The organism is Stenotrophomonas sp. ZAC14D1_NAIMI4_1, assembly GCF_003086775.1.
GTDB lineage: Bacteria > Pseudomonadota > Gammaproteobacteria > Xanthomonadales > Xanthomonadaceae > Stenotrophomonas.
In genome coordinates, this window is record NZ_CP026001.1 from 3,709,860 (window position 1) to 3,723,624 (window position 13,765).

The 13,765-nt window shown below is 69.0% G+C and carries 13 protein-coding genes; 6 read left to right on the forward strand and 7 right to left on the reverse strand.

The features are described 5' to 3' along the window. Positions 1-282: 282 nt before the first annotated feature. The 7 genes from recG to C1927_RS17020 all read right to left on the reverse strand — a co-directional run bounded on the left by recG (position 283) and on the right by C1927_RS17020 (position 7,830). Positions 283-2,394, reverse strand: a complete 2,112-nt coding sequence (gene recG / locus C1927_RS16990; RefSeq protein ID WP_108747288.1) for an ATP-dependent DNA helicase RecG — start codon at positions 2,392-2,394, stop codon at positions 283-285. A gap of 7 nt (positions 2,395-2,401) precedes the next feature. Next, positions 2,402-2,788, reverse strand: coding sequence for a RidA family protein (locus C1927_RS16995; RefSeq protein ID WP_046987316.1), 387 nt, complete (start codon positions 2,786-2,788; stop codon positions 2,402-2,404). Positions 2,789-2,922: 134 nt separating this feature from the next. Further along, positions 2,923-5,085, reverse strand: a complete 2,163-nt coding sequence (locus tag C1927_RS17000) for a bifunctional (p)ppGpp synthetase/guanosine-3',5'-bis(diphosphate) 3'-pyrophosphohydrolase (RefSeq protein ID WP_079223044.1) — start codon at positions 5,083-5,085, stop codon at positions 2,923-2,925. A gap of 105 nt (positions 5,086-5,190) precedes the next feature. After that, positions 5,191-5,487 carry a DNA-directed RNA polymerase subunit omega gene (rpoZ, locus tag C1927_RS17005; RefSeq protein WP_079223054.1) on the reverse strand — a complete coding sequence of 99 codons (297 nt, stop codon included), beginning with the start codon at positions 5,485-5,487 and terminating at the stop codon, positions 5,191-5,193. 110 nt (positions 5,488-5,597) lie between these two features. Continuing rightward, on the reverse strand, positions 5,598-6,263 hold the full coding sequence (gene gmk, locus C1927_RS17010) for a guanylate kinase (protein WP_108747289.1): 666 nt from the start codon (positions 6,261-6,263) through the stop codon (positions 5,598-5,600). 197 nt (positions 6,264-6,460) lie between these two features. After that, positions 6,461-6,910, reverse strand: coding sequence for a hypothetical protein (locus tag C1927_RS17015; protein ID WP_108747290.1), 450 nt, complete (start codon positions 6,908-6,910; stop codon positions 6,461-6,463). Positions 6,911-6,969: 59 nt separating this feature from the next. Continuing rightward, a complete protein-coding gene (locus tag C1927_RS17020) occupies positions 6,970-7,830 on the reverse strand; it encodes a YicC/YloC family endoribonuclease (protein WP_108747291.1) in 861 nt (286 codons plus the stop codon). A gap of 124 nt (positions 7,831-7,954) precedes the next feature. On the opposite strand from C1927_RS17020, the gene rph reads away from it, so the two are divergent. The 6 genes from rph to C1927_RS17050 all read left to right on the forward strand — a co-directional run bounded on the left by rph (position 7,955) and on the right by C1927_RS17050 (position 13,754). Further along, on the forward strand, positions 7,955-8,680 hold the full coding sequence (gene rph, locus C1927_RS17025) for a ribonuclease PH (RefSeq protein WP_079223066.1): 726 nt from the start codon (positions 7,955-7,957) through the stop codon (positions 8,678-8,680). Continuing rightward, complete coding sequence (locus tag C1927_RS17030; RefSeq protein WP_108747292.1) at positions 8,677-9,063, forward strand: VOC family protein; 387 nt, start codon at positions 8,677-8,679, stop codon at positions 9,061-9,063. Before rph ends, C1927_RS17030 begins: the two co-directional genes overlap by 4 nt. Next, positions 9,063-9,659, forward strand: a complete 597-nt coding sequence (gene rdgB, locus C1927_RS17035; protein ID WP_108747293.1) for an RdgB/HAM1 family non-canonical purine NTP pyrophosphatase — start codon at positions 9,063-9,065, stop codon at positions 9,657-9,659. The genes C1927_RS17030 and rdgB overlap by 1 nt, the downstream gene beginning before the upstream one ends. Before the next feature lie 57 nt (positions 9,660-9,716). Then, complete coding sequence (gene hemW / locus C1927_RS17040; protein WP_254051595.1) at positions 9,717-10,949, forward strand: radical SAM family heme chaperone HemW; 1,233 nt, start codon at positions 9,717-9,719, stop codon at positions 10,947-10,949. Between the two features lie 157 nt (positions 10,950-11,106). Beyond that, positions 11,107-13,383: a DUF1631 family protein gene (locus C1927_RS17045; RefSeq protein ID WP_108747294.1), complete on the forward strand. Its 2,277-nt coding sequence runs from the start codon at positions 11,107-11,109 to the stop codon at positions 13,381-13,383. Then, positions 13,380-13,754: a PilZ domain-containing protein gene (locus tag C1927_RS17050; RefSeq protein ID WP_108747295.1), complete on the forward strand. Its 375-nt coding sequence runs from the start codon at positions 13,380-13,382 to the stop codon at positions 13,752-13,754. The genes C1927_RS17045 and C1927_RS17050 overlap by 4 nt, the downstream gene beginning before the upstream one ends. Positions 13,755-13,765 lie beyond the last annotated feature (11 nt).

Consider the following 13,765-nt stretch of genomic DNA (forward strand, 5'->3'; position numbering starts at 1 on the left):
GGGGAATGGCGGGGTGGGTCCAGTGGCGGGGGACGCTGCAAGTACGTCCATGTAAGCTCGGTCGCCGCATCCATGCGGCTCACGCCCCCGCCACCGGACCCACCCCGCCTTCGACAGTTTCCCGCGGTCTGTCGGAACGGCGTTTTGCTCTGGTAGGTGTCGACCTTGGTCGACACATCCACGAGATGATCGAGAATGATCTTTGTAGCGTCGAGCCATGCTCGACTACCGCGAAGCGCGAAGCGCGAAGCGCAGCCGAGCATGGGCTCGGCGCTACGGGGATCAGGCCGAGGCGTAGCGCACGGCGGTGCCGATCCAGCGGTTGACCACGCGGTCGGCCAATGCTGGTTGCTGGTCCAGCAGGCGCTCGGCCAGCTCGTGCACGCCCGGCAGCAGGCCGGCGTCGCGGGCCAAATCGGCAATGCGGAAGCCGGCCAGGCCGGTCTGTCGGGTGCCTAGCAGTTCGCCGGGGCCGCGCAATTCCAGATCCTTCTCGGCGATGACGAAGCCATCGTTGGTTTCGCGCATGGTCTGCAGGCGCTCGCGCGCCATCTGCGAAAGCGGCGCCTGGTACAGCAGTACGCAGCGCGATACCGCCGAACCACGGCCGACACGGCCGCGCAGCTGGTGCAGCTGGGCCAGGCCCAGTCGTTCGGCGTTCTCGATCACCATCAGCGAAGCGTTGGGAACGTCCACGCCCACTTCAATGACGGTGGTCGCCACCAGCAGGTCGATCTCGCCGGCCTTGAACGCGACCATCGTCGCCAGTTTTTCCGCCGCCTTCAGGCGGCCGTGCACCAGGCCCACGCGCACGCCAGGCAGCAGCGCCTGCAGCGATTCGTAGGTGGCCTGCGCCGGCGTGGCATCCAGCTCTTCGCTTTCCTCGATGAGCGTGCACACCCAGTAAACCTGTCGCCCTTCCTGGCAGGCCAGGGCGATGCGCTCGATCAGTTCCGGGCGGCGATCGTTGTTGAGGGCCACGGTCTGCACCGGTGTACGTCCCGGCGGCAGTTCGTCGATGGCCGATACATCCAGGTCAGCGTACTCGGACATCGCCAGCGTGCGCGGAATGGGCGTGGCGGTCATGACCAGCTGGTGCGGCACGCTGTTGGCGCCCGCCCCTTTGTCACGCAGTGCCAGGCGCTGGTGGACGCCGAAGCGGTGCTGCTCATCAACGATGGCCAGCGCCAAATCCTGGAACACCACCGCGTCCTGCATCAGCGCATGGGTACCGACCACGACCTGCGCTTCGCCATTGGCGACCTGCTCGATCACTTTCGCGCGCGCCTTGCCGGTGACCTTGCCGGCCAGCCAGCAGACGCGCACGCCCAACGGTTCCAGCCAGCCGCGCAGGTTGTTGAGGTGCTGTTCGGCCAGCAGTTCGGTGGGCGCAGCCAACGCCACCTGCTTGCCCTGCTCCACCGCCAGCATCGCTGCCAGCGCGGCGACCACGGTCTTGCCGGAGCCGACATCGCCCTGCACCAGCCGCAGCATCGGGCTGGGGCGTGCGAGGTCGTCGCGGATCTGCTTGAACACGCGCGCCTGCGCACCGGTCAGGGCGAACGGCAGTTGCTTCAGCAGGGCCTTGGCCAGCTTGCCCGGGCCAGCCAGCGGCGGCGCGTGGTGCGCCTGCAACGCGATGCGCTGGCGGCGCAGGCTGAGGTGGTGGGCCAGCAGTTCTTCCATCGCCAGGCGGCGCTGCGCCGGGTGGGTGCCGGCCGCCAATGCGGCCAGGTCAGCGTCCGGCGGCGGCCGGTGCACGGTCAGCAGCGCACTGCGCAGCGAGGGCAGGCCCAGGCCGTCCAGCCAACCGGCAGGCAGCAGTTCCAGCGTGCTTTCCTCGGGCAGGCGGTCCAGGGCCTGGCCGATCAGCTTGCGCATGGTCATCGGGCCGACGCCTTCCACGGTGGGATACACCGGGTCGAGGCGATCGCCGAGTTCGGGGTCGTCGTTGCGGCCCAGCACCTGGTAGCTGGGGTGGACGATTTCCAGGCCGAGGTGGCCCGGCTTGGGCGTGCCGAAGCAGCGCAGCCGATTGCCCACCGCGAACTGCCCAACCTGCTGCTGGCGGAAGTGGAAGAAGCGCAGCACCAGTGTGCCCTGCCCTTCGTCTTCCACCGCGACCTTCAGCATCGGCCGGTACCGCATGCCGCGTTCGACCGCGGTGACCCGCACTTCCACCTGCGCCGGAACGCCCGAACGCAGGTCTTCGATACGGGTCAGCCGGGTGCGATCCTCATAGCGCAGCGGCAGGTGCAGCCACAGATCCTGCAGGGTGGCCAGGCCACGCGCCTGCAGTTTGGCGGCCACGGCCGGACCCACGCCGGCAAGCATCGCCAGGGATGCTTCGCCGGACGGTGACAGTGCCGGGGTGACCGCCGCCTTGCGTGCCACGGGTGGGTCAGTCGATGACCATCACCGCGTCGACCTCGAAGTTGGCACCCTTGGGCAGGCCGGAGACTTCGATGGTGGAACGGGCCGGGAACGGGGCCTGGAAGTAGTCCTGCATGACGGCGTTGACCTTGGCGAACTCGGCCAGGTCGGTCAGGTACAGGCCCAGGCGCACGACCTTGTCCAGCGAACCGCCGGCGGCTTCGGCCACGGCCTTGAGGTTGTCGAAGGCGCGGCGGGCCTGCGCTTCGACGTCACCGGCGCCGACGATGTCGCCGGTGGCCGGGTCCAGCGGAATCTGGCCGGAGAAGTACACGGTGTTGCCGGCGCGCACGGCCTGCGAGTACGGGCCGATGGCGGCCGGGGCCTTTTCGGTGTTGATGATCTGGCGGGACATGGTCGCTCCGGTGCGTTGGGGGAAAACAGAGCGGTGATTGTAGCAACCCGGTAGTGCCGGCCGCTGGCCGGCAACCTCGCAACGCAGCAGGTCCACGCGATTGCCGGCCAGCGGCCGGCACTACCAGGCGCGCATTACTGGCGGCGTACCGACTGCACCACCGACAGGCGGCGCAGGCGGCGCATGACTTCGGCCAGGTGGTTGCGGTCGCGCACCTGGATGTTGAACGCCAGCACGGCGGCGTTGAAGTCGCGGTCCAGGTAATCCACGCGTTCGATGTTGGAATGGCTCTGCGCGATGGCCGCGGCCAGCTGCGCCAGCACGCCGGTGCCGTTCTCCACTTCCACCACCAGCGCGGTGTCGTAGTCGCCGGACACTGTGGTGTCCCAGCCGATCGGCACCCAGCGCTCGGGCGACTTGCGCAGCTCGGCCAGGTTCGGGCAGTCCATGCGGTGCACCACGATGCCCTTGCCGGCGGTGTGGTAACCCATGATCTCGTCGCCGGGAATCGGCTGGCAGCAGCCGGCGAAGGTGACCACGCCACGCTCGCTGCCGTTGATGAGGATCTTTTCCTGCGAGTGGTGGCGCGAATGCGGGCCGCCGCGCAGTTCGGCATAGGCCATCAGCGCCTGCGCGGCCTGCGTCGGCATCCAGTTGCCCAGCGCCACTTCGGCCAGCAGGGCCTCCAGGCGCGGGAAACGGTGTTCGGCCAGGAACGCATCCAGGCGCCCCTTGGGCAGGCGTTCCAGCGACGAATCCATTGCTTCCAGCGCGCGGTCCAGCATGCGGTGGCCGAGCTGCACGGCATCTTCGTGTTCCAGCTGCTTGAGCTGGTGGCGGATGGCGGTGCGCGCCTTGCTGGTGACCACGAATTCCAGCCACTGCGGTTTGGGCGTGGCCGAACGCGCGGTGATGATTTCCACCGATTGCCCGGACACCAGCTTGGTGCGCAGCGGCACCAGTTTCTTGTCCACGCGCGAGGCCACCGCCATGTTGCCGACGTCGGTGTGCACGGCGTAGGCGAAATCCAGCGCGGTGGAATTGCGCGGCAGGGCCAGGATCTTGCCCTTCGGGGTGAACAGGTAGACCTCGTCCGGGAACAGGTCGACCTTCACGTTGTCGAGGAATTCCAGCGAGGAACCGGCGGCGCGCTGCGAATCGATCAGTTCGACGATCCAGGCATGGGCACGGCTCTGCGCGCTGTTGGGCGAATCGCCACCGAACTTGTAGGTCCAGTGCGCGGCCACGCCGCGTTCGGCGATCAGGTCCATTTCCTCGGTGCGGATCTGCACTTCGATGGGCGAACCGTAGGGCCCGAACAGCACGGTGTGCAGCGACTGGTAACCGTTGGCCTTGGGAATGGCGATGAAATCGCGGAAGCGGCCATCCAGCGGCTTGAACGTGGCGTGCACCGAACCCAGCGCGTGGTAGCAGCTGGGCACGCTGCGCACGACCAGGCGGAAGCCGAACACGTCCATCACCTGGTCGAAGGATTTGTTCTCGTCGCGCATCTTGTTGTAGATGCTCCACGGGGTCTTGATGCGGCTGACCAGGCGGTGCTCGATGCCCTCTTTCGCCAGCCGCTGCGACAGCTGCACTTCCACCTGCGCCATCGCCTCGCGGCGTACCACCGGCTGGCTGCGGATGTGTTTTTCGATGATGGCGTGGCGCCACGGGTACAGCGCCTTGAAGCCGAGGTTCTGCAGCTCGCTCTTGACCAGGCTCATGCCCAGGCGCTGGGCGATGGGCGCGTAGATCTCCAGCGTCTCGCGGGCGATGCGGCCGCGCGCTTCGCGGCTCTGCGCGCCGAGGGTGCGCATGTTGTGCAGGCGGTCGGCCAGCTTGATCATGATCACGCGCAGGTCGCGCGACATGGCCAGCAGCATCTTGCGGAAGCTCTCGGCGGCCGCTTCCTGGCGGTCGCGGAACTTCAGCTTGTCCAGCTTGGTCACGCCGTCGACCAGCTCGGCCACGGCTTCGCCGAACTCGGACGCCAGCTCCTCGCGGGTCAGCGGCGTGTCTTCGATGGTGTCGTGCAGGATCGCGGCGATCAGCGCTTCCACGTCCAGGCCGAGCTCGGCCAGGACCTGGGCCACGGCCACCGGATGGGTGATGTAGGGCTCGCCCGACTTGCGCGTCTGCCCAGCGTGCGCCGACGCACCGACTTCCCAGGCACGGCGCAGCAGCGGCAGCTGTTCCGGCGGCAGGTAATGGGCGGCGCGTTCGAGCTGGAGGACGTAATCAGGTACGGCCGCGGCGGTGGGCGCGGCTACCTTGGCAGTGGGGCCTGGGTTCATGCCAGAAGCCTATGCCAGCGCGCCGATTACGGCAAACCCTGAATGCGAAACAGCCCGCACGGGGCGGGCTGTTCAGCGGTCAAGCAACGGCATTGATCGATGCGATCAATCGTCGTTCTTGGACATGTCTTCGTCGGCGACCACTTCAGCGGCGGCCCACTCCAGCGCTTCGCGCTCGGCACGCTCGCGCTCGGCCTTCTCGACTTCGTCGATCAGCGCGTTGTCGATCTTGCGGGCGGCGATTTCGCGCAGTGCCAGCACGGTCGGCTTGTCTTCGGTGTCGTTGTCCAGGGTGGCCTGCACGCCGTTGGCAAGCTGGCGGGCACGCTTGGAGGCCATCATGACCAGCTCGAAACGGTTGTTAACGACTTCCAGGCAATCTTCTACGGTGATGCGGGCCATACGGGCTCCCGGCGACCGGTCGGCCGCTCAGTCGAATGAGGGAAAGGGGACGGAGTGTACTGGCAGGGGCTGGACAAAATCAAGCCAACCCCCACCCGATTCTTTTGGAATCAGTCAGTTGCGCCCGTATCCGGGGTCAGCAGGGCCTGGATGAGGCCGGCGTGGCGGACCTTCTGGGCCTCCCGGCGCAGGCGGCTGGCGGTGAAGATGGCGCACAGCTCGTCCACGGCGGTGTCGAACACCTCGTTGACGATGACGTAGTCGAACTCGTTGAAGTGCAGCATTTCATCGCGGGCGGCACCCAGGCGCTGGGCGATGACCGCCTCGCTGTCCTGGCCGCGCTTGCGCATGCGGTCCTGCAGGGCCTGCTTGGACGGCGGCAGGATGAACACCGTCACCGTGCCCGGCACCAGCTGGCGCACCTGCTGGGCGCCCTGCCAGTCGATTTCCAGCAGTACGTCCTGGCCGGCGGCCAGCTGCGGCTCCACCGACTGCCGGGCGGTGCCCTTCCAGTCGCCATGCACCCAGGCATGCTCGAAGAAATCGCCGTCGGCGATCATTTCCTCGAACGTCTCGGCGCTGACGAAGTGGTAGTGCTCGCCGTTCACCTCACCCGGGCGCATGGCGCGCGAGGTGAAGGAAATGGACAGGGCGATCTGCGGGTCACGCGCCAGGGTGGCGTTGACGATGCTGCTCTTGCCGGCGCCCGAGGGGGCCGCAACGATGTACAGCGTACCGCGCGCAACGGCGGCCGACGGAGTGGACGGAGCGCTCATGCGCGGAACCCAAGTTGTTGATTTCGCAAAATTTATCCTCGATGTTCCAGAACCGGCGCGGAGGATCGCGCCAGCACGGCGGGAGCTGCACGGAACATCCTGGAACCAGGCCCGGCAGATGGCTCCCCGGGGTGCGGGCACGCAACTTTAACAGAGCGGGCCGGGATGGCTGATCCCACCGCCGCAGGAACGCCCCCTCAGCGGGGCCGGTGCATCCTCGCCGCAGCAAACCCCGGAACCGAGCCGCACAACACCGCTTCGACGTCATCCAGCCCCAGGCCGGCAGCAAGCGCTTCCAGCACCAGACACTCGCCCATGAATCCGGTGAGCCCGGAGTTGTCGACCAGGCTGCACCAGACCAGCCGGTCAACAGGGCCGAGGACGTGCCGCTGCTGATCGAGCCGGGACGCATGGACAGCGTGCCACCGGTGTCGCCCTGTCCTGTCCTGCTGGCTCCAGTAGCAGCGCGCCGCGTCGACCGCCGCGCGTTGATCGGCATCCAGGCGGTCCCCCAGCCGGTCGCAGAAGGCCAGGGCCAGCGTCGCCGTGGCGCGTGCGTCGTTCTCCAGCCCGGCGACGTCCAGAACCTCGTCCAGCAGATCCACTGTGGCGCGCATCGCCAGACGGAGATCGTTCGCGTCGTCCATGCGTACCCGCCTCCAGCAAATCCAATGAAGAAGGGCGCCCGAAGGCGCCCCGCAGCCCATCATTCGATGTTCTGCACCTGCTCGCGGATCTGGTCGATCAGCACCTTCAGTTCGACCGCGGCATTGGACGTGCGGCTGTCCACCGACTTCGACCCCAGCGTGTTGGCTTCGCGGTTGAACTCCTGCAGCAGGAAGTCCAGTCGACGGCCCACCGGCTCGCGCTGCTTCAGCACGCGGCGGATCTCGACGATGTGGCTGCCCAGGCGGTCCAGCTCCTCGTCCACGTCCAGCTTCTGCAGCCACATCACCAGTTCCTGCTCGGCACGGCCGGGGTCGACCGGGTGCGGCAGGTCGGCCAGGCGGCCGGCCAGCTTGGCGCGCTGGCCGTCGCGAATGGCCGGAATCAGCGTGCGCACGTCATTGGCGATGCGCTCGATGCCATCCACGCGCTCGGCAATGGCGGCGGCCAGCTTGTCGCCCTCGCGCTCACGGGCGGCGACGAAGCCGTCCAGTGCCTGGTCCAGCAGGGACAGCGCCTCGGCCTGCAGGGCGGCGGCGTCGGTGGCCTCGCCCTGGGTCACGCCCGGCAGCTGCAGCAGTTCGGTGAAGCTGACCTGCAGGTTGGGGAAATCGGAGGTCAGGCGGTGCGCGAGCTGGCCCAGCTGGCCCAGCAGCGCTTCGTTCACCTGCAGGCTGGCGGCACCTTCCGGCGCGCGCAGGCGCATGACCAGGTCCAGCTTGCCGCGGCTCAGGCGGGCGGCGATGCGCTCGCGCAGCTGCGGCTCCAGCGCACGCAGTTCCTCGGGCAGGCGGGTGCCCACTTCCAGGAACCGGTGGTTGACCGAGCGCAGCTCGCAGCCCAGCGTGCCCCACGGGGTGACGCGCTCGCCGCCGGCATAGGCGGTCATGCTTCGAATCATGGAATGTGTCCGGTGCGTGCAAAGGGGGAATGGTACCCTAGCGCCCTCACCAGAGCCCCCCTGCCCGCCCCCTCAAGGTCGCGGGCATGGCGGCGTACTCCCTTGCCCTTACGGAACCCGCACCATGTCCGATTCCCGCCCCAGCGGCCGCCAGCCCGACCAGCTCCGTCCGGTCGTCATCCAACGCGGCTTCACCCGCCATGCCGAGGGTTCGGTGCTGGTGTGCTTCGGTGAAACCCGCGTGCTGTGCACCGCCAGCGTGGAAAACCGCGTACCGGGCTTCCTGCGTGGCAAGGGCGAAGGCTGGGTGACCGCCGAGTACGGCATGCTGCCGCGCGCCACCCACACCCGCAGCGACCGTGAAGCGGCGCGTGGCAAGCAGGGCGGCCGCACCCTGGAAATCCAGCGCCTGATCGGCCGCAGCCTGCGTGCGTGCGTCGACCGCAACGCGCTGGGCGAACGCACCATCACCCTGGACTGCGACGTGCTGCAGGCCGACGGTGGCACCCGCACCGCCGCCATCACCGGCGCCTACGTGGCCCTGGTCGATGCGGTGAACGTGCTGATGAAGCGTGGCGACGTCAAGCGCAACCCGATCCTCGGCGCCGTCGCGGCGGTGTCGGTGGGCGTGTACCGCGGCACCCCGGTGCTGGACCTGGACTACGCCGAAGACAGCGACTGCGACACCGACATGAACGTGGTGATGAACGACGGTGGCGGCTTCATCGAGCTGCAGGGGACCGCCGAAGGCCACGCCTTCCGCCGCGATGAACTGGACGCGCTGCTGGGCCTGGCCGAAAAGGGCGTGGGCGAGCTGCTGGCCGCACAGCAGGCGGCGCTGTCGGCATGAACCGCCGCATCGCCCTGACCACCCTGGTGGTGGCCGACTACGACGAAGCCATTGCCTGGTACACCGGCAAGCTCGGCTTCGCCCTGTTGGACGACATCGACCAGGGCAGCAAGCGCTGGGTGGTGGTCGGGCCGACCGATGGCAGCGCTGCCGCCCTGCTGCTGGCCCGCGCCAGCAACGAGGAACAGCGCAGCCGCATCGGCAACCAGACCGGCGGCCGCGTCGGCTTCTTCCTCAACACCGATGACTTCCACCACGACCACGCGGCAATGGTCGCCGCCGGCGTCGAATTCCTGGAAGCGCCGCGCGAAGAGCCCTATGCCACCGTCGCGGTGTTCCGCGATCTGTACGGCAACACCTGGGACCTGTTGGAGCCCCGCTGATGAAGACGCTCGTGCTTGCCAGCCATAACGCCGGCAAACTGGTGGAAATGCAGGAGATCCTCGCCGACCTGCCGCTGCAGATCACCTCGGCCGCCGAACTGGGCCTGGGGGACGTGGAGGAAACCGGCCTGACCTTCGTCGAGAACGCGCTGCTGAAGGCACGCGCGGCCTGCGCAGCCACCGGCCTGCCGGCACTGGCCGATGATTCGGGCCTGATCGTCGATGCCCTCGGCGGTGCGCCCGGCCTTTACAGCGCGCGCTACGCCGGCCACCCGACCAATGCCGCGGCCAACAACGCCAAGCTGCTGGACGCGATGGCGGACGTGCCCGATGGCCAGCGCAGTGCCCGCTTCTATGCGGTCATCGTGCTGCTGCGCCATGCCACCGACCCGCAGCCGCTGATCTGCGAAGGCCGCTGGGAAGGGCAGATCATCCGCGAACTGCGCGGCACGAACGGCTTCGGCTACAACCCGGTGTTCCTCGATACCACCCACGGCCTGACCGCTGCGGAAATGGAGCCGGCGTTGAAGAATGCCATCAGCCACCGCGCCACCGCCCTGCAGCAGCTCAAGCAGCAGCTGGCCACCTGGCTCTGATGCCGTCCTGATTACCCAAGGGAAGCCGGCCAGCGGCCGGCACTACCGATGAAGCCCATGCCGCACGACCACGACCACTGCAACCACCTGCCCGGCGAAGCCTGTTCCGGCGACCACGCGCACGACACCGCGCCGCGCCTGGTACCGCCACCGCTGTCGCTGTACGTGCACCTGCCGTGGTGCGTGCGCAAGTGCCCGTACTGCGATTTCAACTCGCACCAGGCCAAGGGCGAGCTGCCGTTCGAGGCCTACATCGACGCCCTGCTGCGCGACCTTGACCAGGACCTGCCGCTGGTCTGGGGCCGGGTGGTGCACAGCGTGTTCTTCGGTGGCGGCACGCCCAGCCTGTTCCCGCCGGAAGCCATCGACCGCTTCCTGCAGCAGGCCAGCGCGCGCCTGCGCTTCGCGCCCAATGCCGAGATCACCCTGGAAACCAACCCGGGTACCGCCGAGCACGGCCGCTTCGACCGCTACCGCGCGGCCGGCGTGAACCGCCTCAGCTTCGGCATCCAGAGCTTCGACGATGCCGCGCTGAAGCGCCTGGGCCGCATCCACGACAGTGGCGAAGCCGAGCGCGCGGTGAAGATGGCGCAGGACGCCGGCTACGACAATTTCAACATCGACCTGATGTACGCACTGCCGGAACAGACCCTGGCCGGTGCCGAGGCCGACCTGGAGCGCGCGTTCGCGCTGCAGCCGGCACACATCTCGCACTACCAGCTGACCCTGGAACCGAACACCGTGTTCTTCGCGCGGCCGCCGCAGGGCATCCCCGACGAGGACCATGCCTGGGACATGCAGGAACACTGCCAGGCGCTGCTGGCACAGGCCGGTTTCGGCCAGTACGAAGTGAGCGCCTATGCCCGCCCCGGCCGGCAGAGCGCGCACAACCTGAACTACTGGCGCTTCGGCGATTACCTGGGCATCGGCGCCGGCGCGCACGGCAAGATCAGTTCCGGTGCCGAGGAACACGTGCTGCGGCGCTGGAAGCTCAAGCACCCGCAGGCCTACATGGACAGCGCCGGCAGCCCGGCCTCGTTCGGTGGCGACGACGTGATCGCGGCCGACCGCCTGCCCTTCGAGTACATGCTGAACCTGCTGCGCCTGCATGAAGGCTTCGGCCTGCGCGATTTCGAGTCGCGCACCGGCCTGCCGCGCAGCGTGCTGGATGCGCCGCTGGCCGAGGCCGTGCAGCGCGGCTGGCTGACCGTGGCCAATGGCCATGTGCAGCCCACCGAGCTGGGCCGCCGCTTCACCAATGATGTGGTGAGCCTGTTCCTGGAGGATTGATCCTCCTGCGTCGCACCCGCCGGGCACGGCCCGGCCGCTGGCCGGCCTTCGCTGCGTTTGAACGGGTGCCCACCGCAGAAAGTCCTCAAGTAGCGCCCGCGGCTGCCGACACGGTAGATTCCCATGTCGATCCGCGGGAATCCCGGAACTGCTCCCGATGTCTGCCGCTTTCCCTTTTGCCACCCCTGACAGCGCGCGCCTGGCCGCCGCAGACCTTCCCCCACGCGTGCGCGAGCTGCTGGGTGAACTGCTGGTGCTGTGCCGGCATGTGCTGACCGCCCCGCTGATCCTCACCGTGGAAGCGGCCGAACAGGCGTTGCTGCACGATGCCGACCACGCCCGCAACCCGCAGATGCAGGCCGAGCTGCTGGCCCAGCGTGGCCAGCTGCATGCGTTCGCCGGCACCTTCTGCGAGCGCATGCTCGATGCGCTGGCCGACAGCCTGGTGCAGCTGCGCGCGCCGCAGGACATCGCGCCGGCGGCCGCACCCGCCCGCCCGCCGGGCCTGCTGGGGCTGTCGCTGGTGGATGACCACGAAGTGGACCGCACCCTGGTGCTGACCGAGATGGTGCGCCGGGAGAACCAGCGTTCGGGCAATGCGCTGAACCTGCTGGGCCAGCGCCTTGCGGTGCTGGCCGCCGCCCCCGCGTTCGACAACGACACCCTGCCACTGGCACCGCAGGCGCTGTGCGCCCTGGTGCGGCGCCTGGCCGAACAGGATGGCCTGAGCGCGGAACTGCAGCTGGCGCTCTACCGCAGCTTCGAACGCCAGCTGCTGGAACGCCTCGGCGACGTCCTGGAGCGCTCCAACACCCTGCTGGCGCAGCACGGCGTGCTGCCCGGCCTGGTCTACACCCCGTACCTGGCACGGTCGTCCAGCACCCGCCGGATCATCACCCAGTCCGTCGGCGGCGGTCGCACGACGCAGCCCGCGCCGCGCTCGGCCGAACCGCTGACCGGCTGGAGCGGCTCGGGCCGCGCCGGTTCGTGGTCGGCGCTGATGCAGAACGCCTTCGCCGATGCCACGCCGCCGGGAGCGCCCAACCCGGAACTGACCACGCCACCGGCCAACCTGCTGCACGACCTGCTGCAACAGGCGCGGCATGCCGCACCGATGGCCATCGAACCGCCCTCGGTGCCCAGCGGGCTGGTGGATGCCGTGCTGGCGCGCCTGCAGGCACAGGCCGGTGCCGCCACCAGCATCACCGACCTGCAGACCGCGGTGACCGCGCAGCTGCGCAGCGAGCACGGTGCGCAGGCCCAGCTGGCCAGCCATGACCGCGACCACCTGGACCTGCTGCGCCTGCTGCTGCAGCAGGTGCAGCAGCAACAGCGCCCCGACCCCGTCCCGGCCGCCCTGCTGGCCCGCCTGCAGGTGCCGCTGGCACGCGCGGCGATGGCCGACCCCGCCTTCTTCGTGCGCGACGAACACCCTGCACGCGAACTGCTCAACACCATCGCCGAAGCCGGCGCCAACTGGCTGGGCGATGACGATGTGGACCCGCAGCTGATGCAGCGGCTGGCGCAGAGCGTGCAGGGCCTGCTGGGCCAGGACGCACGCACGCCGGAGGCATTTGCGGCGGCCAACGAGGAAATCCAGCAGCACCAGCGCGCCGCCGCCCACCGTGCCGAGCTGGCCGAACGCCGCCATGTCGAGGCAGCGCGCGGCAAGGAACGGCTGGCCCTGGCCCGCCGCGAAGCCAGCGCGCAGATCGACCAGCAGTGCCAGGCACAGGAACCGCCGCGCTTCGTGCAGACCCTGCTGCGCGAGGCCTGGGCCGACGCGCTGACCCTGACCCGGCTGCGCCATGGCGATGACTCGGCGCAGTGGCAGGAGCGCCTGCAGCAGACCGAACGCATTGCAGCCGTCACCGCCGCACCGGCCGAGGCCGACAGCGTGCCCGACGCGCCGCTGGCCGCGGAAGTGGAAGCGGCCCTGCTGCAGGTCGGCTACCACCCCGAGGAAGCTTCGGCGGTCGCCCGTCGCCTGGCCACGCCCGGCGGCGAAGACGAGCACACCTCACGCACCGAGCTGAGCGCGCGCCTGAAGGCACGTGCACGCCTGGGCGAGCATGCGGCGCCCCATACCGGCGCTCACGCCGCCGCACCGCGCACGGCGGCCGAACAGGCCAGCCATGACCAGCTGACCAGCCTGCCCTTCGGCAGCTGGTTCGACCTGGCCGACGAGGACGGCAGCGTGCGCCGCCAGCGACTGTCCTGGTACAGCCTGCTGACCGGCCACGTGTTGTTCGTCAATCCGCGCGGGCAGAAGAGCAGCGAAACCGACCTGGATACGCTGGCCCGGCAGATGGCCGCTGGCCGGGCGCAGCTGGTCACCGAAGAAAAAGGCCGCCTGGTCGACCGCGCGTGGCAGGCCAGCCTGTCGGCCCTGCGCGCGTTGGCCGGTCGCCGCCGCCAGGAGCCTGACGCATGAGCCAGCTACCGCCGCAGGACACCCGCCGCGCACCGCGCCGCCAGGTGTCCGACCTGGTCCCGGTCACCGACCAGATGCGCGACAGCGTGGTGGGCCGGCTGGGCAATGTGTCCGAAACCGGCATGCTGATGCTGGCCAGCCAGCCCCTGCGCGACGACGCGCTGTACCAGCTGCGCTTCCCGCTGCCGCTGGGCGATGGCCGCAGCGCAGCCATCGATGTGGGCGTGCACCTGCTGTGGAGCGAGCCGGCGCATGCCCCGGGCCAGAGCTGGGCTGGGTTCCGCTTCCTGACCCTGTCGCGCGAACATCGGCATCTGCTGCGCGCCTGGATCGGCGAGGACAGCGACGAGGCGCCGGTTTCGACAGGCTGAGTGCCGGTTCC

Bases quoted from the DNA above. Each gene is read 5' to 3' on its own strand.
- gmk (WP_108747289.1), bottom strand. From the start codon at position 6,263: ATGAGCGCTCCGTCCACTCCGTCGGCCGCCGTTGCGCGCGGTACGCTG.
- C1927_RS17050 (WP_108747295.1), top strand. From the start codon at position 13,380: ATGAGCCAGCTACCGCCGCAGGACACCCGCCGCGCACCGCGCCGCCAG.
- C1927_RS17030 (WP_108747292.1), top strand. From the start codon at position 8,677: ATGAACCGCCGCATCGCCCTGACCACCCTGGTGGTGGCCGACTACGAC.
- rdgB (WP_108747293.1), top strand. From the start codon at position 9,063: ATGAAGACGCTCGTGCTTGCCAGCCATAACGCCGGCAAACTGGTGGAA.
- C1927_RS17020 (WP_108747291.1), bottom strand. From the start codon at position 7,830: ATGATTCGAAGCATGACCGCCTATGCCGGCGGCGAGCGCGTCACCCCG.
- rpoZ (WP_079223054.1), bottom strand. From the start codon at position 5,487: ATGGCCCGCATCACCGTAGAAGATTGCCTGGAAGTCGTTAACAACCGT.
- C1927_RS16995 (WP_046987316.1), bottom strand. From the start codon at position 2,788: ATGTCCCGCCAGATCATCAACACCGAAAAGGCCCCGGCCGCCATCGGC.
- C1927_RS17000 (WP_079223044.1), bottom strand. From the start codon at position 5,085: ATGAACCCAGGCCCCACTGCCAAGGTAGCCGCGCCCACCGCCGCGGCC.
- hemW (WP_254051595.1), top strand. From the start codon at position 9,717: ATGCCGCACGACCACGACCACTGCAACCACCTGCCCGGCGAAGCCTGT.
- C1927_RS17045 (WP_108747294.1), top strand. From the start codon at position 11,107: ATGTCTGCCGCTTTCCCTTTTGCCACCCCTGACAGCGCGCGCCTGGCC.
- C1927_RS17015 (WP_108747290.1), bottom strand. From the start codon at position 6,910: ATGGACGACGCGAACGATCTCCGTCTGGCGATGCGCGCCACAGTGGAT.
- rph (WP_079223066.1), top strand. From the start codon at position 7,955: ATGTCCGATTCCCGCCCCAGCGGCCGCCAGCCCGACCAGCTCCGTCCG.